The 19998-nt window shown below is 31.5% G+C and carries 19 protein-coding genes; all 19 read left to right on the forward strand.

Going from position 1 to position 19998, the window contains the following annotated elements:
* Nucleotides 1-149: 149 nt before the first annotated feature.
* A complete protein-coding gene (locus B5X81_RS04815; protein WP_079489815.1) occupies nucleotides 150-1460 on the forward strand; it encodes a putative DNA modification/repair radical SAM protein in 1311 nt (436 codons plus the stop codon).
* Nucleotides 1460-2197, forward strand: a complete 738-nt coding sequence (locus B5X81_RS04820) for a TIGR03915 family putative DNA repair protein (RefSeq protein ID WP_079489817.1) — start codon at nucleotides 1460-1462, stop codon at nucleotides 2195-2197. The genes B5X81_RS04815 and B5X81_RS04820 overlap by 1 nt, the downstream gene beginning before the upstream one ends.
* 220 nt (nucleotides 2198-2417) lie before the next feature.
* On the forward strand, nucleotides 2418-3518 hold the full coding sequence (locus tag B5X81_RS04825; RefSeq protein ID WP_170917282.1) for an ABC transporter substrate-binding protein: 1101 nt from the start codon (nucleotides 2418-2420) through the stop codon (nucleotides 3516-3518).
* A gap of 64 nt (nucleotides 3519-3582) precedes the next feature.
* Nucleotides 3583-5262 carry an ABC transporter permease gene (locus tag B5X81_RS04830; protein ID WP_170917283.1) on the forward strand — a complete coding sequence of 560 codons (1680 nt, stop codon included), beginning with the start codon at nucleotides 3583-3585 and terminating at the stop codon, nucleotides 5260-5262.
* The gene (locus tag B5X81_RS04835; protein ID WP_079489821.1) at nucleotides 5253-6302 is read left to right on the forward strand and encodes an ABC transporter ATP-binding protein; all 1050 of its coding nucleotides are present in this window, start codon (nucleotides 5253-5255) and stop codon (nucleotides 6300-6302) included. Before B5X81_RS04830 ends, B5X81_RS04835 begins: the two co-directional genes overlap by 10 nt.
* A 31-nt stretch (nucleotides 6303-6333) precedes the next feature.
* A complete protein-coding gene (locus B5X81_RS04840) occupies nucleotides 6334-6957 on the forward strand; it encodes a PHP-associated domain-containing protein (protein ID WP_079489823.1) in 624 nt (207 codons plus the stop codon).
* Nucleotides 6958-7263: 306 nt separating this feature from the next.
* The gene (locus tag B5X81_RS04845) at nucleotides 7264-7980 is read left to right on the forward strand and encodes a GntR family transcriptional regulator (RefSeq protein ID WP_330397334.1); all 717 of its coding nucleotides are present in this window, start codon (nucleotides 7264-7266) and stop codon (nucleotides 7978-7980) included.
* Between the two features lie 265 nt (nucleotides 7981-8245).
* On the forward strand, nucleotides 8246-8668 hold the full coding sequence (phnG, locus tag B5X81_RS04850) for a phosphonate C-P lyase system protein PhnG (protein ID WP_079489824.1): 423 nt from the start codon (nucleotides 8246-8248) through the stop codon (nucleotides 8666-8668).
* A 15-nt stretch (nucleotides 8669-8683) separates the two neighbouring features.
* Nucleotides 8684-9268, forward strand: coding sequence for a phosphonate C-P lyase system protein PhnH (gene phnH / locus B5X81_RS04855; RefSeq protein WP_079489826.1), 585 nt, complete (start codon nucleotides 8684-8686; stop codon nucleotides 9266-9268).
* 12 nt (nucleotides 9269-9280) lie between these two features.
* Entirely contained in the window at nucleotides 9281-10387 is a 1107-nt protein-coding gene (locus B5X81_RS04860; protein ID WP_079489827.1) for a carbon-phosphorus lyase complex subunit PhnI, read from the forward strand.
* A 1-nt stretch (nucleotide 10388) separates the two neighbouring features.
* On the forward strand, nucleotides 10389-11231 hold the full coding sequence (locus tag B5X81_RS04865; protein WP_079489829.1) for an alpha-D-ribose 1-methylphosphonate 5-phosphate C-P-lyase PhnJ: 843 nt from the start codon (nucleotides 10389-10391) through the stop codon (nucleotides 11229-11231).
* 14 nt (nucleotides 11232-11245) lie between these two features.
* Complete coding sequence (locus B5X81_RS04870) at nucleotides 11246-12091, forward strand: ATP-binding cassette domain-containing protein (protein WP_079489830.1); 846 nt, start codon at nucleotides 11246-11248, stop codon at nucleotides 12089-12091.
* Between the two features lie 18 nt (nucleotides 12092-12109).
* Nucleotides 12110-13288 (forward strand): phosphonate metabolism protein PhnM, encoded by a 1179-nt coding sequence (gene phnM, locus B5X81_RS04875; protein ID WP_079489832.1) that lies wholly within the window; start codon nucleotides 12110-12112, stop codon nucleotides 13286-13288.
* A gap of 200 nt (nucleotides 13289-13488) precedes the next feature.
* A complete protein-coding gene (gene phnL, locus B5X81_RS04880) occupies nucleotides 13489-14202 on the forward strand; it encodes a phosphonate C-P lyase system protein PhnL (protein WP_079489833.1) in 714 nt (237 codons plus the stop codon).
* 233 nt (nucleotides 14203-14435) lie between these two features.
* Nucleotides 14436-16040, forward strand: a complete 1605-nt coding sequence (locus B5X81_RS27280; protein WP_079489835.1) for an inositol monophosphatase family protein — start codon at nucleotides 14436-14438, stop codon at nucleotides 16038-16040.
* Between the two features lie 247 nt (nucleotides 16041-16287).
* The gene (gene phnD / locus B5X81_RS04890; protein WP_079489836.1) at nucleotides 16288-17328 is read left to right on the forward strand and encodes a phosphate/phosphite/phosphonate ABC transporter substrate-binding protein; all 1041 of its coding nucleotides are present in this window, start codon (nucleotides 16288-16290) and stop codon (nucleotides 17326-17328) included.
* Nucleotides 17329-17343: 15 nt separating this feature from the next.
* Nucleotides 17344-18105: a phosphonate ABC transporter ATP-binding protein gene (gene phnC, locus B5X81_RS04895; protein ID WP_079489838.1), complete on the forward strand. Its 762-nt coding sequence runs from the start codon at nucleotides 17344-17346 to the stop codon at nucleotides 18103-18105.
* 16 nt (nucleotides 18106-18121) lie between these two features.
* Complete coding sequence (locus tag B5X81_RS04900; protein WP_244282005.1) at nucleotides 18122-18901, forward strand: PhnE/PtxC family ABC transporter permease; 780 nt, start codon at nucleotides 18122-18124, stop codon at nucleotides 18899-18901.
* Nucleotides 18901-19752, forward strand: a complete 852-nt coding sequence (locus B5X81_RS04905) for a PhnE/PtxC family ABC transporter permease (RefSeq protein ID WP_079489839.1) — start codon at nucleotides 18901-18903, stop codon at nucleotides 19750-19752. The genes B5X81_RS04900 and B5X81_RS04905 overlap by 1 nt, the downstream gene beginning before the upstream one ends.
* Nucleotides 19753-19998 lie beyond the last annotated feature (246 nt).

Below are 19998 nucleotides of genomic sequence, written 5' to 3' on the forward strand. Positions count from 1 at the left end.
ACCTCCAAAATGTATTTGTTTAAATAGACGAATCCTAAAGAAAAAAGTTCCAGAAGTAGAATTATTTATTTTTTATCCGAACGTTTGTTTGCCAAAATATAGATGATGTGGTAAAATAAATATACAAACATACGTTCGAGGTGGTTTTTATGGAATTACTTGATAAACTGAAAATATTAGCTGATGCTGCAAAATACGATGTTTCTTGTTCTTCAAGTGGAAGCTCAAGGAAGAATAGAAAGGGAGGAGTAGGTAATGCCCATGTCAGTGGTATTTGTCACAGCTGGTCCGATGATGGAAGGTGCATATCACTTTTAAAAATACTATTTACAAATTACTGTATATACGATTGTAAGTATTGTATAAATAGAGCCTCCAATGATTTACCAAGGGCAGCCTTTACCCCCGATGAGGTTGTGAATCTGACTATTAATTTTTATAGAAGAAATTATATTGAGGGACTTTTTTTAAGCTCGGCTATTTATAAAAATCCCAATTTTACCATGGAATTGTTACTGGAAACAGTTAAAAAGCTTAGAGAAGAAGCTAAGTTTAATGGATACATACACCTAAAGGCTATCCCAGGTGCTGACCCAATTCTTATTGAAAAAGCTGGACTATACGCAGATAGAATGAGTGTGAATATTGAACTTCCTTCTGATCAGGGACTCAAGCTTTTGGCTCCCCAAAAGAAAAGAGAAGCTATAATAAGACCCATGGGACTTATTACATCAAAGATTATACAAAATATTGACGATAGAAAGAAATATAGGAAAGCTTTTAAATTTGTACCAGCTGGTCAATCAACTCAATTAATCGTTGGAGCCACAAATGACAATGACTTAAATATTTTAACCTTAACAGAAGCTTTGTATAACCAATTTAAATTAAAAAGAGTATATTATTCGGCATATATTCCTATAACAAGCCATCCTAATCTTCCAGCCATTTCGGCTCCACCTCTATTAAGGGAGCATAGGCTTTACCAGGCCGATTGGCTTTTAAGATTTTATGGATTTAAAGCTAATGAGCTTCTAAATGGAGGAAATCCTAATTTTGATGAAAATCTTGATCCAAAATGTGATTGGGCTATTAGAAATATTCATAGATTTCCAGTAGAAATAAACAAGGCCGATTATGGAATGCTCCTTAGAATTCCTGGTATAGGTGTAAAATCAGCTAGGAGAATCATAGCAGCAAGAAGATTTTCATTTTTAAGCTATGATGATTTAAAGAAAATGGGGGTAGTTTTAAAAAGAGCCAAATACTTTATAACTTGTAAGGGAAAATATCATGGAATAAGAAATATGAATGAATATACAGTGAAACAGGAAATAATTATGAATAATATTAACAAAAAACCTAAAGATGATGGTCATCAGCTCTCTCTTTTTTCTCTTTATCCAAATATCTTTTATTCCCAGGATAAAAGCTTGCCTAAAATAACGGAGAAAAACTAATGTTACATTATATTTTCGATGGAAGCTTTGATGGATTACTTACATCTATTTATGAAGCCTATTATAGAAAAGAGAAACCTGAAAAGATATTATCTGAGGAGGATTATCAGGAAAGCTTATTAATAGAAAAAATACATATCGATACCGATGTTGAAAAGGCAAAAAAAGTATATAATTCAATTAAAACTAAAATATCAAATAGGGCACTTCAAAACGTATTTTATACATATCTTTCTGAAGAAAAGGATTTAGGAACCTGGATATATCAATATTTAAGACTGGGATGGAAAATTGGAAACAATATTGATTATAATATGGCAGATGATAGGGTTTTAAGAATATATAAGACAAGAAGGAAGGTAGAAAGGGAAAGACATCTATTACTAGGATTGATACGCTTTAGACGTTTGGAAAGCAATGTATATTATGCCCCCATTGAGCCTCAGTTTAATACGGTTGGCCTTTTAGCTCCCCATTTTGTAAAGAGGCTCTCAGATCAAAACTGGGTTATACATGATGTTAAAAGAAAAATAGGAGCAGCATATAATGGCAGGGAGTGGATAATAAGGGATATAGATTTAAAGGATAAGCTGAGACTTAAAGAAGATGAGCTTATATTTCAAAACCTTTGGAAGGAATATTATAAAAGTATAGCAATTAAAAATAGAATCAATCATAAACTTCAAAAAAGATGCATGCCAATGAAGTATTGGCGTTATCTTGTGGAGAAGAATTAATTTAACCCAGATTATTCATAGAAAATTTAAAACTCTGCCATGTCCTTTTGATTCTAAGACGTCCATCAAATTTTCGACGTACCGTATTATTATAGATAAAATTTATCTATAATAAATTTTATCCTATTGATTATTTCTATAATATGTTATAAATATTGACATTGAAAGTATAAATATATATGATTTAGTAATGGAATATAGTAAAAGAGGAGGAATATGGATGAAAAAAATATTAGCTTTATTGATTGCTGCCATTATGATTTTTTCTTTTGCTGGATGTCAGCAAAAGCAAGAAAGTATTGAAACAGAAGCTCCAAAAGAAGAAATACAAAAAGACGGTAAAAAAACAGAGGACTTAGGATGGTCTTCAGAATACTATGATGCTGAAAAAATGAAGGATGTTTCATTGAATATGTACGGTGTAACCGATAGTATTCGTCCGGTTTTAGATCAGTTTCAAGAGGATACAGGAATAAAAATAGAAAATTTAACTATGAAAAATGGTGAAATATTACAAAGATTACAGAATGAAAAGGAATCCGGTGTGGCAATTGCTGATATATGGTTTACTGGAGGCGCAGATACATTTATAAATGCAGCTCAAAAAGGACTTTTAGTTTCATATAAATCACCACAAGGAGAAGTTTTAGAAGATGTTATGAAGGATAAAGAAGGATATTGGTATGGAACTTCACTCACCTTAGTAAATTGGGTTGTAAACAAACAATTAATAGAAGAAAAGGGGTTAAAAATTCCAGAAACCTGGGAAGATCTTTTACAGGAGGAACTAAAGGGACAAGTATCAATGTCAAATCCTGCTTCCTCAGGAACAGCCTACAATGTAGTAAGTGCTATTTTACAAACAAAGGGTGAAGAAGAAGGATGGAAATATCTTGATAATCTTATAGAACAAGTTCCTTTCTTTACAGCAAGGGGAAGTGATCCAGCAAGGCTTGTTGTAAATGGAGAAGCTATAGTAGGCATCAATGCGAGTAATGGTGATAGGGAGCTAGAAGAAAATAATGAACATATAAAATTAGTTTATCCTAAGGATGGAACAGGATGGTGGCCACAGCCAGTAGCCATAGTGGAAGGTACAAAAAATCTGGATGCCTCTAAGGTATTTGTTGATTGGCTACTTTCCAAAAGAGGTATGGGAACCTTAGCTAAAGCTCGTAATGCTGCAGTTGCCCGTACAGATGTGGAAACACCGGAAGGAATAGTTGATATTAAAAATATAAAATTATTTATGTCAGATTTTAAAGCAAATGCAGAAAAGCGAGATGCGACTATAGAGGAATGGAAAAAACATGTGGAATAATTCTTGTAAAAGCTGGTAGTAGTATATTTGCCAGCTTTTATCTATAATCAAGGAGCGAATGAAATTGGGAAAAAGCAATTATTTTGTTAAATTTATCTATTGTATATTAGTAATTTTTATAGCTTATTTTGCATTTCTTCCTATAATTAGCGTAATAATACATGGTATTAACTCAGGAGATAATATTGGAATTACATATGACAATTTTAAAAGATCGCTGTATTATCTAAAGTGCAGCCTGGGAGTTTCGGTTTTAGTCACTATATTAGCCACAACCTTTGGACTCATAGTATCCTTTACATTAAAACGTATAAACTTTAAAGGACGAGGTATCTTTAGGGTTCTTGCATTGCTTCCCCTTATTAATCCCCCTTTTGTAGGTAGTATTGCCTTTATAATGCTTTTTGGAAGAAATGGACTTATAACTCACAAAATATTAGGATTAAATATTAGCCCCTACGGATGGCAAGGAATTGTTTTCATACAAACCTTGGGTTTAGGTTCATTAGCCTATATATTAATATCAAGTTCTATTCAAAAATTAGATATATCCTTGGAGGAAGGTGCACGTAATTTAGGTGCTTCAGAAAAGACAATACTTTTTACTGTTACATTACCCCTGATGGTTCCAGAAATATCAAGTGCGGCACTTTTAGTATTTTTAGCTTCAATGGCTGACTTCAGTACTCCTCTAATTATCGGAGGTGATTTTCAGACTTTAGCATCGGATCTATATATTCAAATAACAGGTTTATATAATATGCAAACTGCATCGGTGTCAGGAATTTTTCTTTTGATTCCCTGTATATTTGCATTTGTACTCCAGAGATATTATGTTCAAAAACGTACTTACTTTACTGAAAATACAAGCTCAGATGATATTGAATACAAAGATATAAAACCTTTGATAAAATATATATTGGTTACTATAAGTATAGTTTTTATTGGGTTTGTCTGTTTAAAATATATATTTATAATAATAGGTGCATTTACAAAGCAATGGGGATATAATTATACCTTTACACTTTCACATTTCAAATCAGTTTTTAATAGAAATCTATTACCCTTTATAAATAGTGTGAAATTAGCTTTTTTTGTTGCTTTAATATCTTCCTTTATAGGAGTTTTACTTGCGTATCTTTTACATAGCAAAAGACTTTTTTTAAAATCCTTTGTAGATTTTATAGCTGTTATACCAGCGGCTGTTCCAGGAATATTATTTGGTATAGGATATTTAGTTACATTTAAGTATCCTATTTTGGGGGTTGGACGTTTTATTTTTAAAGACATGAAACCCGTTATATTATTAGGGACAGGCATAATTATTTATATAATATGTATAGCAAGATATTTAAATATTGGACTGCGCTCTGGCTATGCTCTGCTTAAGCATTTAAATCCAGATATTGAAAAGGCATCACATAATTTAGGGGCTGGGGAAGTTAAAACCTTTTTTACCATAATGATGCCTTTATTAAAAGAAGCATTTTTTGCTGCATTTTTCAAAAATTTTTCCACTACAATGACTACTTTAGGTGCTATAATTTTTTTGTTACTTCCTAAGAACAAAGTAGCGGTTCAGCAAATATTTCAAATAATTACAAGTAGTGCAATGGGGGAAGCGGCGGCAATGGCATTGTTATTATCTCTTTTAACCTTAATATTACTTGGTTTTTTCTATTTAATTATAAACGGGAGCTTGATATGGAGTAAATTGAAGGAAGGTAGATTGATTTGGAAATAACTTTAAATAATATAACTAAAAAGTATGGAGATGTAATTGCAGTGGATAATATCTCTTTAGAATTTAAACAGGGAGAATTAATTGCACTACTTGGACCTTCTGGATGCGGTAAAACTACATTGCTTCGTATTATTGCAGGGCTTATTTCCCACGATAAAGGTGAAATCTATTTTAATGGTAAAGATATAAGTAAATTTTCTCCTCAAAAAAGAAATGCTGCCATGGTTTTTCAAAACTATGCACTATTTCCCCATCTAACGGTGGAACAAAATGTGGGCTATGGACTTAAGGTGAAAAAATTGCCCCAAAAACAGATAAATGATTGGGTAAAATCGGTATTAGAGCGTGTTGAATTAAATAATTATGGTAAAAGACGTATATATGAATTGAGTGGAGGACAAAAGCAAAGAGTGGCACTTGCAAGGGCTTTAGTTGTACAACCTGATATATTGCTGTTTGATGAACCTCTGAGTAATTTAGATGAAAAATTAAGAGTTAATATGAGGCAGGAGATTAAAAAAATACAAAGAGAAATTGGAATAACAAGTGTATATGTAACTCATGACCAGGGTGAAGCTTTGGCAATAGCCGATAGAATAGTTGTTATGGACAAAGGGAAAATCCAACAGATTGCAATGCCTGATGAGTTGTATTATAATCCTGCCAATGCCTTTGTTGCTAACTTTGTTGGAAAAGCAAACTTAATTGACTGTTCTTTAGAAAAAAGAAAAGGTAATAGAGCTGCAATTAATTTACTTGGAAAAAATATTGAAGTCCAAATAGAAAAGGAATTCTCAGGAGATATTATAACTGTTTTACTTAGGCCTGAAGAAATAAGATTTGTTAAGAATTGCGAGGGAATAAAAGCTATTGTTAAGTGGAAAGAAAATCTGGGAGGAATAAATAGATATAAATTAGAAGCATTTGGAAGTGAAATAGTAGTTGATGTATTTAATAGACGAAACTATAACTCTTTAGAATTGGGAGAAACAGTTTATATAGATTTTAATGATGATGCAGTTTATATTCTGTATGACTAATAATTTATGATTACATGAAAAGAGGGATATTATGATTATTGATTTACATTTTCATACAATGCAGTACTCTCCATGCAGTCATATTGATATGGAGGAAGGTATAAAAAGAGCTAAAGCTATTGGGCTAGATGGAATATGTATTACTGATCATGATAATAATGAAGGGACAAAATATGCAAAGGAATTTGGAAGAAAATATGATTTAATAGTTATTAGTGGAGTTGAGATATTGACCTATGAAGGAGATATTCTTTGTTTTGGTATAGATAAATTGCCAGAGAAAAAGCTTCATGCTCAGGAACTAGTTGATTTAATCAATAAATGCGGTGGCGCTACAATAAGTGCTCATCCATTTAGAAATAATGGAAGAGGACTTGGAGACAAAATAAAAAATTTAAAAGGATTATCGGCTATTGAAATATTTAATGGAAACACCAGTGAGGAAAATAATTTAAAGGCAAGTAAGCTTGCCAGTGAATTAAATATTCCATTTGTTGGTGGAAGTGATGCCCACAAGCTGCAAAATATAGGGAAATATGCCACGAAGTTTTTTAGAAATGTTACAAATGAAAAAGATTTAATAATGGCGATTAGAAGAGGCGATGTAGTGCCAGTATATTATGATGGTGATAATAATGGTTTTAATGAATTTTAGGTATGAATAGTTTGCTATTTTGGAGATTCCGATGAAATTATTGTTCTCTTTCAGAATGTGCAGGATGAAAAAATATGAGAAATCAATAACAATATAGGAATTTATTAAAATTATATATGAATTTCTTTAATTTAAGCCCCTTATAGTGAAGGGGTTTTTTTATTTTTAACATATTTATAATTTAGAATTAACTCTATTTTAACAATTTAAGATTAATAATAAGGTAAATTTATTTTATAATACTTTAAAGTTTGTTGGTTTTATACATTCTAATACTTTAAACTTTATTTAAATATAGAATGGGGCGTGATTAGCATTAAAAATGAAAAGGAAGTATTAATAATAGATAAACTGATAAATGATATTGTTAAGGGTCATTATAAAGAGAATGATAAACTACCATCAGAAAATGAACTTACAAATAAATATAAAGTACCTAGAATTACAATTAGAAAAGTGTATGAAAGATTGGAAGAAATGGGTTATATATATTCAAAACAGGGCAAGGGAAGATATTTGAAGGATAAAAAACAAAAAATTGATTTGGTTTTATCGGGTAATGAGAGCTTTAGTAAGAAAATGAAGGATAAAGGATATAACTTTTATTCCCAAAATATGTTTTGTGAGGAAATAGAATATAATAAAAAAATATATAATGAATTAGAAATATCCAAAAACGATAAAGTATATAAAATCGGTAGGCTAAGATTCATTGACGAAAAACCCATTGCTCTTCATATCTCCTATGTAGCTAAATCACTATTTCAAGATATAGATGAAAATGGAAAAAATATAAGATCAATGTTTGAGTATTATAGAAGTAAAGGATATACTGAATTTGACTCAGAGGAAAGTGTATTAAGAGTTGCTTTTCCAACTTATTATGAACGTGAAATATTTAAATCTTCATGTTTAATTCCTATGCTCATTGTGGAATGTAATTGTATTGACAAAAAAACAGGAAGAAAATTAGAATATACAAAAATTATTTATAGAAGTGATGTATTTAAATATAAGATATAAAGAAACTCTAAACTACCAATTGGGTAGTTTTTTTGTTTGCAAATGATTACAAATTATTCCCATCAAAAAATTGACAAAGGTTGTTTTTTAAAAAGGCTGGCTAGAAACACCCTAAGACCTGTAACTTGGAACTTGGAGCTTGTAACTACAAATACGTCATCGGACGAATTTGTACATTTAACATAAACCTAACATACTTAACAGAGAGTTAACAGCGGATAACTTGGCAACAAGATATAATCAATTTTGTGAAGGAGGTTAGTTTATGAAGAGACGTAGAAGAACAGAAATCTTAATAAAGGGCTCAGTAGAAACTAGCAAAAAATTAGCTGAAGAAATTATTAACAATTATGATATTAAAACAATCGAGAAGCCCAATAGTGGACTTGTAATGATAAAAATCCGTGAAACAGCAAAGAAAAATTTATTCTATTTAGGAGAAGTCTTGGTAACAGAGGCTAAAGTTCAAATAGAGGAGCATATGGGGATGGGGATTGTTCAAGATAATAAACCAGAGCTAGCCTATTATTTAGCAGTGATTGATGCAGCCTATAATGCTGACTTAGAAGAAACAAAGCTTTGGACTAATATTTTGCTGGAAGAAGAAAAGAGAATTAGTGAAAAGAAAAATAAACATCAGGCTCAAGTATTAAAAACCAAGGTTAATTTTGAGACTATGGATGTTTAATGGGAGGCTTAAATTATGAAAGTGGATTTAGTACATGATATTCAAAAAGCTTATCGTAATGTAGTGGAATCTATGTCCAGACCGGGGCTTATTACTAATATAAGTAAAGAAGCAAATAAAGTTGATTTAGATATTGAATTTTATAATTCTACTTTGGTTTTAATGCTGATGTTATTAGATGCAGAAGTTAGTTTCAAAGTATTTTCTGAAAATGAAGAGAAAATTACAAAACTTGTAAGTCAATTAACCTATGCAAAGCCAAATCCATTAGAAAAATCAAGCTATGTCTTTATAATGAAGGATTCTAAGACAATTGATATAGAAGAAGCTTTTGAAAAAGCATATGGGGGAAATCTTATTGATCCCCATAAATCAGCAACAATAATTATCGAAGCAAATAATATCTCAAATGATAAAGAACTAATTTTAAAGGGTCCAGGAATAAAAGATAAAAATTATATAAAAGTTGACATTTCAGGAAATTGGGTTGAGAAGAGGGAGCTTAAGAATATTGAATATCCTTTAGGAGTAGACACTATTATTATTGATAAAAATTCAAATTTAATTTGTTTACCTAGAACAACACAGATTTCAAAATAGGTGGTGATATAAATGGCATATGTTGCAGTTAAGGGTGGAACTATTGCAATAGAAGAATCCATTAAACGATTAAAATATGAGCGCTTAAAGAAAAAAGAAGTAATGAATATAAAGGAAATTGAAGCAGGTATGCGGGGGCTGATCGATCAAGTAATGTCCGAGAGTAGTTTGTACTGTGAAAAACTTGCAGCAATAGCTATCAAACAAGCGGAAGGAAATCCGGAAGAAGCAGTATTTTTACTTAGGGCATATCGCTCCACTCTTCCAAGAAAGCATTATTCAAAAGTAGTAAATTCCAAGGACATGGAGGTAGAACGTCGTATATCGGCTTGTTTTAAGGATATTGAAGGAGGACAAATTTTAGGTGCCTCATATGATTATACCCATCGTTTAATTGACTATGATTTAATAAATGAAACAAAGGAAGAAGCACTAAAATGGCTGGAGAATTTTGAAAAGGAAGTCAATTATGAAGAAAAAGTTGAGACTGATATAAGTAAATTACCTAAAGTACTGGATTATTTAAGAAAGGAAGGCTTACTAGTAGATTTTGAAAAAAGCCATAGGGAGCCCAAGGATGTTACCAAAAAAAGTATTGAATTTCCAACGGAGCGCAGCGAAAGATTACAAATTTTATCTAGGGGACAGACCGGTTCAGTTATATCCTTGGCCTATGCGGCATTAAGGGGCTATGGTGCGGTACATCCTGCTGTAGGAGAACTTCGTATTGGCAATCTACCAATTTATATAGACAATCCATTAAATAATACAAAGAGTTATGAAGATTCATTTTATATTGGTGAAATAAAAATAACGGAGGTTGAAACATTGATTCCAATTCCTATAGAGAAAGAGCGTGGGAAAACAGAGATTGAATTTGAAATAGGATACGGAATTTGTTATGGACAAAATGAAACTAAAGCAATAGGAATGAGTATTTTAGATCAATGCTTGGAAACCGGTGATCCAAGATATCCTACCCATGATGAAGAATTTGTATTATTGCATATTGATTCTGTTGAATCTACTGGATTTATTTCCCACTTAAAATTACCCCATTATGTAACCTTCCAATCAGAATTGGATAGTGTTCGTAAAACAAAAAAAGGAGGGAAGTAAGATGATTGAATATAATTTTGCTTTCTTTGATGAGGGCTCAAAAAGAGAAATAAGAAGAGCAACACTAAAAGCTATTGCAATACCAGGCTATCAAGTGCCCTTTGCTTCCCGTGAAATGCCAATTGCCCGGGGATGGGGTACTGGTGGACTACAGCTGACTTTATCATTAGTTGGCAAAGATGATGTATTAAAGGTAATTGATCAAGGTTCAGATGAATCTGTTAATGCTGTAAATATTAAAAAGCTAGTTACTAAAACAACAGATATAAAACAAACTGATTATACTCAGGAGGCAACGATTATACAGTCCCGGCACAGAGTTCCGGAAATATCTTTAAAAAAAGGACAGATTTTAGTTCTTCAAGTTCCAATACCAGAACCCCTTCGTCTTGTAGAGCCCAGTGAATACACAACAAAAAGATTACATGCTGATAAAGAATATAGTGGCGCCTGGCTAATGTTATTTGAACAAATTGTAAAATTTGGAAATACATCTACTGGTGCTGATCATCCAGTCAAGGTCCATGAAAGATATGTAATGGCACCAAGTCCTATACCACGTTTTGATAATCCCAAATTAGATATGTCAGAGGCTTTGATTTTATTAGGAGCTGGTAGAGAAAAGAAAATTTATGCAGTTCCTCCATATACAAATGTTGTTTCATTGGCCTTCGATGATTATCCATTTGAAATAGAGTCATTAGAAGGTAAAAAATGCAAATTATGTGGCGCAAAAAACGTATTTATGGATGAATTAATAGATGAGAAGACCGGTGAAACCTATTATCAATGTAATGATTCCAGTTATTGTTTACAGCGTTTAAATGGTGAAATAGATAATTAGAGGTGGTGTATGTAATGGAAAGCTTTGAAAAGCCAATATTAAGAGTAGAAAATCTACGTAAACAATTTGGTAATGGCTGTGACAGCTGTAAAGACCTAAAGCCTAATAGACTTAATAAAAATTATTGTCCTGTTTGTGGAACAATTTATGCGTGTCAGGATATTTCCTTTGAAGTATTCCCCGGTGAAATTCTAGGGGTGGTTGGTGAAAGCGGCAGCGGAAAATCTACAATGATGAAATGCTTGTATTTTGATCAGGAAGTAACAAGGGGAAGAGCATATATAAGCAGCTATAAAAATGGTAAGGAAAATATTTTTGAAGAATCATCCCAGCAAAAGCGTTATATTAGAAATAATGTACTTGGAAAAGTTTATCAAAATCCACTTTTAGGATTAAAAATGGATTTTTCATCAATTGGAAATATAGCTGAAAAGCTAATAGCAGCAGGTAATAGAAAAGTGAATGAAATGGAGGAAAGGGGAAAAAAACTATTAGAACATGTAAATATTTCAACCCTTCGTATGAAGGAACCACCAAAAAACTTTTCTGGTGGCATGCAGCAGCGAGTTCAAATTGCAAAGGCTTTATCAAATAACCCTCCAATATTATTATTAGATGAGGTTACAACGGGCTTAGATTTGTCGGTACAGGCAAATGTATTGGATTTAATTAAAAAAATTCAACATGAATTAGGGATTAGTATGGTTGTTGTATCCCATGATTTAGGAGTAATTAGAATGCTGGCCGATAGAACAATAGTAATGCTGAATGGCAGTGTTATTGAAAAAGGATTAACAGATCAAATCTTAGAGGACCCACAGCATGAATATACTCAACAATTAGTTTATTCACTATTGTAAGCGAAGGAGGCAATTAATATGTATTTAATTACCAATGGTCATATTATAACCGAAGATACTATTTTAACAGGATACGATATATTGATTGAAGATGATGTAATTAGGAAAATCGACAAAGAAGGCAGCATAAGTGTAAATAAAGATACCAAGATTATAGATGCTGATGGAGGTTATGTATCGCCGGGATTTATTGATATTCATTCAGATTATATCGAACATATGGCAGCACCTAGACCTACTACATTAATGGATTTTAGCTTAAGCCTTAGAGAATGTGAAAAACAACTTATTTCCCATGGTATTACCACAATGTTTCATTCCCTATCCCTATATAAGTCAACAGAATTTGGAAATAAACCAATTAGAAATCCAGAAAATGTACAAAAATTTATTGATTTAATTGATAATACCCACGAAAGCAAACACCTAATTCGTCATCGTTTTCATGCACGATTTGAAATTGACAATATAGAACAGGTTGACAATTTGAAATCATATATTAATGAAAACAAAGTACATTTAGTTTCCTTTATGGATCATACACCGGGTCAAGGACAATATCGTAATTTAGAAATTTATCGAGATACTTTAAAGGGATATAAAGACTTAGAGGATTTTGAAATTGATGAAATTATTACTGAAAGTCAAAGTAAAGATAAATTGACTATTGAAATGATTAAAGAAATAGGAGATTTAGCAAAGGAAAAGGGAATTACAATTGCATCCCATGACGATGATACGGTAGAAAAAATCGAGCTGGTACGAAGCTTTGGTGCCACCATAAGTGAATTTCCGATTACATTGGAAACGGCTAAAGAAGCAAAAAACCATGGAATGCATACAATTGCAGGTGCTCCTAATGTTTTACTTGGAGGTTCCCATTCAGGAAATTTATCGGCAGCTGTGGCAATTGAGGATAATTGTATTGATATTTTATGCAGTGATTATTATCCCGCAGCTATGCTTCATTCAATCTTCAAATTGCATGAAGAATATGGAAAAGATCTGGTCCAGATGCTTAAATTGGTAACTATTAATCCAGCTAAAGCTGTAAACATGGATGATGAAATTGGGTCAATTAAAGAAAATAAAAAGGCGGATATTTTAATAATTGAAAAAATTGAAAAGAATTTCCCAGTAATAACCTCAGTATTTGTAGATGGCAAACTAATAACTAAAACAAATTATAGGGTGTAATATGATAAACAAAAAATTAGGCAGAGATCCATATATCCATGAAAACTGTAAAATAGTAAATTCTAATCTTGAGTTATTGAAAGATTAAAAGAAATAAAATGGTGGGACTGGTCATACGACCTTATTAAAGAAAGATTTGATGATTTCCTAGGAGATATTAATAGCTTTGTAAATAAATATTATAGAAAATAGGTGATAATATGAAAGATTTATTGAAAATACAAAACCTATCAAAGTCATTTACTTTACACAATTTAAACAAACATATAAGGGCATGCGAAAATATTAGTATTACATTAAAAAAAGGAGAATTTATAGGTATAACTGGAAAAAGTGGAAGTGGAAAGTCAACTATTTTAAAGTCTATATATAGAACATATCTTCCTGAAAAAGGTAATTTGTATTATGACTCATGGAAATTTGGACTACTAAATTTAGCCACTGCCACCGAAAGACAAATAATTTATTTAAGGCAATATGAAATTGGCTATGTATCACAGTTTTTAAATGTTATGCCCCGTACTACAGCTAGGCAAATTGTTAAAAAAGCTCTTCTTGAAATGGGAAAAAATGAAGAATACGCTAAAAAGGAAGCAGAGAAGATGTTAATTCACTTTGAGCTGGATAGAGAATTATGGGATAGCTATCCAAATACATTTTCTGGTGGAGAAAAATTACGTTTAAACATTGCCAGGGCAATGGTCAAAAAGCCTAGACTATTACTATTAGATGAACCTACTGCCAGTTTAGATAATGTATCTAAATTAAGGGTTAGAGAATTAATAGAACAGTTAAAGAAGCAAGGTACAACAATGCTGGGAATCTTTCATGATTTAGAGTTTATGGAAGGTCTATGTGATAAAGAATTTAATATGGACAAGGGAATTATTAATAGTAATCAAATAGCTGTATAAAGAGTTTATATATAAATGTGTATTTTGAAATCTAACTAACTTCAGCAGACACTGAGAATCCTTTTGGCTCATGTAATAAACCAGTTCTAATTAAAAATTTAGTAGATAAACAGGTTTATAAAAATCGCTCAAAAGGAAACCTCAGAGTCTACTTCCGTTTCTTAATCTTGTTGGTCACATATCTATAATGAGAATCTCTATAAATTAAAAATATTGATAGGGAGGTGGTTAGAATGAAAGCAGATTTACATGTGCATACAAACATATCAGACAGTAACTACTCAATAGAAGAAACCATACAAATGGCTAAAGAACAAGGGATAACACATTTAGGAATTGTAGACCACGACACTACCTTGGGATTAAAAAAAGCTATTGAAGTAGGAGAAAAGTATGGTATTAAAATCATTCCAGGAATCGAAATTTCTGCCTATGACTATAAAAACAATAGAAAGGTTCATATTTTAGGATATAAATTTGATTTAAATGCCCATAATATCAAAAATTTATGTGATCCAATCATAAAGAAGCGTCACAATAATTCATTATGGCAAATAGAGAAGTTAATTGAAAATGGCTATAAGATTAGATTAGATGAGGTCTATGAAAAAGCCAAATATAGTACATGTATATACAAACAGCATATTATGGATGTTTTAATAGAAAAGGGATACACAGATAAAATCTATTCAAGTTTATATAAGCAGCTGTTTAAAGGTAATGGGATTTGTGCAAGGGATATAGAATATATTGATGTATTTGATGCTGTAAAAGCTATAAAGGGCGATGGTGGAATAGCTGTTTTAGCCCATCCAGGGCAGCTAAAATCTTATGATCTAATTGATGATTTAGTTGAAATTGGTTTAGATGGGATTGAGCTTTACCATGAGGATCATACTGATGCAGACCATAGAAAAATACTAGAATATCAAGAAAAATATAATTTAATTTTAACTGGTGGCAGTGATTATCATGGAGATTATGGTTCGAATTTTAAAATAGGAGATTTTCTTACTTCAAAGGAATATATAAAATTTTTTGATAATGAAATTGAAGAAGCCCTGAAATTTATAAAACCCATTGTTAAACAAGCAGGAGAAATATTAAAAGAAGCTGTAAAAAACCATATAAGTATCAATTTTAAAAACAGTGACCATAGGGATCTAGTTACTAAATACGATATAAAAATAGAAGAGTTCTTAATAGAAAAAATACTTAACCGGTATCCCAATCATGGCTTTATTACAGAAGAAAATACAAAGGAAAGTTATGTAAAGGGAAAATATATATGGATTATTGATCCAATTGACGGTACAACAAATTTTATTAACTATAAAAAAGATTTTGCTATATCTATTGCGTTATATAAGGATGAAGAGCCTTTATTGGGAGTAGTATATGATGTAATTAAAGATGATATGTATGTAGGAATTTCAAATAAAGGGGCCTTTCTAAATAATATCCCATTAGAAATATTAGACCCGAACATAGTACTGAAGGAAGCTATAGTTGATGTGAGCTTAAATTCTATAAGTAAATTCAGAGAAAATTTTGAAGCTGATTTAGTTAGGCTAACAAAAGATATAAGAGGGCATAGGGCCTGTGGTACAGCTTCTTTAGCCATTTGTAGAATTGCCCTTGGTGAAATTCATGCATATTTGTCGGCTAAATTAAGCTTATGGGACTATGCAGCTGCTTCAATTATATTAGGAGAATTAGGTGGAGAAAGCTCTTTTATATTTGAAAAAGCATCACATAAATTCCATAGAAACAAAGTTACATTTATTGCTGCCTGTAATAAAGAAATTTCTTCACAAATCATCGAAAAAATCATTTAGACATTTTAAGTCAAATAGGACAATTTTATATAAAAATAAAAACAATTAACAATTTTTTAACAGCAAATAAACATTCATTTAATCTTTTAAATATATAATAATTTTGTAGTAATTTAGTAATCTAGCTCGTTATGTTATTTTGTATACCAGTAGTTTTAATATTTCCCAGAAAATATTGCTTATTTGCATAGCGAATAGATGAAATATATTTATTGGAAAAAACTTATGAATAAAGGAGAGAACAAATATGAAAAAAATATTTTCATTATTAGTTGCAATTACTTTATTAACCACTATATTTACAGGATGTTCATCATCTACTGAAAAAGCAGGTAAAGACTACGATACGATTACTATGGTGTGGTATCCAAATGAATCAGGAGATGATTTAAAATCTGCCCGTGATGAATTTGCAAAGGTAATAGAAGAAGCCACTGGAAAAAAAGTAGAGCATAAATTAACTACAGACTATGCTATTACAATAGAGACACTTGTCAATGGAAATGCCCATATTTCATGGTTAGGAGCCCAAGGATATATTGAAGCCCATAATAAAAATGACAAAGTATTACCTGTAGTTGTTAATAGTGGTAAATCAGGTACTTTAGAGGATGCTGTTTATTACAGCTGGCTGTCAGTTCAAAAAGGTAACGAGGATCAATATAAATTGGGAGATGAGTTTTCTATAGATAATATTCAAGGAAAGAAGTTTTCTTTCGTTTCAAATAGTTCAACTTCAGGATTTAAAGTTCCATCAGCAGGAATAATTTCTTACTTTTCTAAAAAATCTAATTGGAAAAATATATCTAAGGAAGATTTATTGGAGGGGGGAGATGATAAGTTTTTTAAGGAAGTATTATTTGGAGGATCTCATCAGGGATCAGCTGTTAATCTGTTAACTGGAAAAGCTGATATTGCTGCCTTTTGCGATTCATGTGTTGCAAATTATGTTGAGCTCATTGATGGAACAGCCAATCGGCCAGGGGCAGTTTACAAGGTAAAGGATAATGCAGCAGAACCATTCAACACTATACCTGGTGAAGAATTTACGTTGATTTCTGTTACTCCAGTATTAAATGCCCCATTTGCTATGAATAGTGAAGTATTGAGCGTAGAAGATCAAAAAGCGATTATTGAAGCATTGACTTCTGATAAAGTGCCTAATAATGAAAAAATCTTTGTACCAGAAGGTTCAAATTTTAAAGGTTTATTTGATAAAGACGGCGATAGTAGATTCTTAAAGGTTGAAGATTCATGGTTTGATCCTGTTCGCGAATTATCAAAATAAAAGGGAGAGTTAACAATGGCATTGTTGGAAGTAAAAAATATATCAAAACAGTATAAAAATACAAAGGCATTATCCGATGTTAACTTTTCTGTTAAGGAAGGTGAATTTGTATCAATTATAGGGCCTTCTGGAGCAGGAAAATCAACTCTTCTTCGATGTATTAATAGAATGGTTGAGGCAAATTATGGAGAAATAATTTTTGATGGGTCCCATGTATTAAACTTAAATAAGAAAGATTTAAGGAAGTTAAGAGCAAAAATAGGTATGATATTTCAGCATTACAATTTGGTCTATAGATTAAGTGTAGTTGAAAATACACTTCATGGTCGGTTAGGATATAAATCAACTATTGAGGGAATTATGGGACGTTATACTGAAGAAGAAAAGAAACAAGCATTTGATATTTTGGAAAAACTAGGTTTATCAGAAGAAGTTTTTAAACGCTGTGATGAATTGAGTGGAGGTCAAAAACAAAGAGTAGGAATTGCCCGGGCATTAATACAAAACCCTAAAATGATTTTATGTGATGAGCCAATAGCTTCTTTGGATCCAAGCTCCTCAAAGGTAATCATGGATCATTTGAAAAATGTATCGAAGGAAATGGGAATTACTTGTTTGGTTAATTTACACCAAGTGGATGTTGCCATTAAATATTCTGATCGAATTATAGGCGTCAATAGTGGGAAAGTTGTGTTTGATGGTTCCCCTGAAGAATTAAATAATGAGAAAATTTATGAAATATATGGTGCTGAAGCAGGAAATTTAATCATTGACTAAGGAGAGTGAAATAAAGATGGATATATTTATAAAAAGAAGAAGGCAATATATAATGTTTTTCATAATCCTAGCTGGTTTTACTTTTGCTTCAATTGCTATTACTGAATATGATGTTATAAAGGGCTTTACTTCTCTGCCAAAAGCCATAGGATGGATGGTATCTAACTTTTATCCCAATGAAAAAGCAATGGAAAAGCTGCCTGGAATTTTAGAAAAGCTAAAGGAAACAATATTTCTATCTATTACATCAACAACAGTTGCAAGTCTTTTTGCATTAATTTTGGCTTTATTCGGTTCCAAAACGACGAAGATTAATAATGTTTTAAGTTCAATAAGCAGATTAACAGCTTCTATATTCCGTAATATACCAATTGTTGCATGGGCAATGGTATTACTGTTTTCATTTGGTCAAAGCTATTTTACTGGCTATCTTGCGCTATTCTTTGTAACATTTGGTTTTTTAACCCGTGCATTTATAGAGACTATTGATGAAGCAAGCTTTAGTTCGGTTGAGGCACTAAAGGCAACTGGAAGTAATTATTTACATATTATCTTTCAGGCTGTATTGCCATCTAGCTTACCGCAAATTGTAAGTTGGGTGTTGTTTATGATTGAAACAAATATACGCAGCTCTACATTAGTGGGTATTTTAACAGGAACAGGTATTGGATTTACCTTTGATTTATATTACAAGAGTATGAACTATAACGCTGCAAGCTTAGTTGTATTTAGTGTTGTAATTACTGTTTTAATAATTGAGTTAATTTCAAACTATCTAAGAAGGGTGATTTTATAATGGAAGGTTCATTTGTATCAACAGCTGGCTATAGGAAAACGAAAAAAGGGAAAATTAAGATAAAAAGAGCTACTCCTTCGTCAATTGCAATAAAATCAACTTTGTTTATACTGCTGGGTTTAACCATATATGGATTTATAGGCTTGGATAGCAAAGGTGTTGAACTATTTGAAGCCCTTAGCAGTTCTTTAATAAATCTAAAAAAGATGTTTTTCGAAGCAAACTATACACACTTTACAATTAAAGAAGCTTTATATCAAATTCTAATTACCTTTGGTCTCGCTCTATTAACAACATTAATTGGCAGCTTTTTTGCCTTGATTTTGGGACTTTTAGCAGCTGAAAATCTATCAAACAAAAAAGTATCTACTATTATCAAAGGCTTTGTTGCTTTCATTCGTGCAGTGCCGACAGTACTATGGGTATTAATCTTTGCCGTTGCTGCAGGTTTAGGTAGTGTTGCAGCAGTAATAGGTATGACATTTCATACTGTTGGATATTTAATAAAATCATATTCTGAATCCTTTGAAGAACTGGATGCAGGAGTTATAGAAGCACTAAAGGCTAGTGGAGCAAATTGGTGGCAAATTGTTTTTCAGGCAGTATTACCTTCATCGGCAACATATTTATTATCTTGGACATTTATACGTTTTGAAATCAATTTTACAAATGCAGTGGCTATGGGTGCTGCAGCCGGTGCAGGGGGGATTGGATTTGAATTATTTATGGCAAGCGGATTCTACTTTGATCTTCGTGAAGTTGGGTTTATCACATATTTAGTTCTATTTTCTGCAATAATTCTAGAGGTGTTATCAACTAAATTAAAGAACAGATTGGTAGTTAGTAATTAAAATATTAATACTTTTAAGTTTGTTTTTAAAAGAAGATAAATACTCCATGTTATTTATAAAATTTAAAAAGATTTTAAACTCAGATAATAGTATCTGGGTTTTCTATTTAGACAGTTTTCTGGAATATCTATACTAAATTTCTAAAATTACAATTCATTTACAAGGACTACAATTCTATATATTCTAAAAAAATCCATAATAATTAAGTATTGACAATTGAGGAAATGATGATAAAATATAAAGTAA

Source organism: Maledivibacter halophilus, from assembly GCF_900167445.1.
GTDB lineage: Bacteria > Bacillota > Clostridia > Peptostreptococcales > Caminicellaceae > Maledivibacter > Maledivibacter halophilus.

Bases quoted from the DNA above. Each gene is read 5' to 3' on its own strand.
- B5X81_RS04825 (WP_170917282.1), top strand. From the start codon at position 2,418: ATGAAAAAAATATTAGCTTTATTGATTGCTGCCATTATGATTTTTTCT.
- B5X81_RS04865 (WP_079489829.1), top strand. From the start codon at position 10,389: ATGATTGAATATAATTTTGCTTTCTTTGATGAGGGCTCAAAAAGAGAA.
- phnC (WP_079489838.1), top strand. From the start codon at position 17,344: ATGGCATTGTTGGAAGTAAAAAATATATCAAAACAGTATAAAAATACA.
- B5X81_RS04815 (WP_079489815.1), top strand. From the start codon at position 150: ATGGAATTACTTGATAAACTGAAAATATTAGCTGATGCTGCAAAATAC.
- phnH (WP_079489826.1), top strand. From the start codon at position 8,684: ATGAAAGTGGATTTAGTACATGATATTCAAAAAGCTTATCGTAATGTA.
- phnG (WP_079489824.1), top strand. From the start codon at position 8,246: ATGAAGAGACGTAGAAGAACAGAAATCTTAATAAAGGGCTCAGTAGAA.
- phnD (WP_079489836.1), top strand. From the start codon at position 16,288: ATGAAAAAAATATTTTCATTATTAGTTGCAATTACTTTATTAACCACT.
- B5X81_RS27280 (WP_079489835.1), top strand. From the start codon at position 14,436: ATGAAAGCAGATTTACATGTGCATACAAACATATCAGACAGTAACTAC.
- B5X81_RS04860 (WP_079489827.1), top strand. From the start codon at position 9,281: ATGGCATATGTTGCAGTTAAGGGTGGAACTATTGCAATAGAAGAATCC.
- phnL (WP_079489833.1), top strand. From the start codon at position 13,489: ATGAAAGATTTATTGAAAATACAAAACCTATCAAAGTCATTTACTTTA.
- B5X81_RS04870 (WP_079489830.1), top strand. From the start codon at position 11,246: ATGGAAAGCTTTGAAAAGCCAATATTAAGAGTAGAAAATCTACGTAAA.
- B5X81_RS04905 (WP_079489839.1), top strand. From the start codon at position 18,901: ATGGAAGGTTCATTTGTATCAACAGCTGGCTATAGGAAAACGAAAAAA.
- B5X81_RS04820 (WP_079489817.1), top strand. From the start codon at position 1,460: ATGTTACATTATATTTTCGATGGAAGCTTTGATGGATTACTTACATCT.
- B5X81_RS04900 (WP_244282005.1), top strand. From the start codon at position 18,122: ATGGATATATTTATAAAAAGAAGAAGGCAATATATAATGTTTTTCATA.
- B5X81_RS04840 (WP_079489823.1), top strand. From the start codon at position 6,334: ATGATTATTGATTTACATTTTCATACAATGCAGTACTCTCCATGCAGT.
- phnM (WP_079489832.1), top strand. From the start codon at position 12,110: ATGTATTTAATTACCAATGGTCATATTATAACCGAAGATACTATTTTA.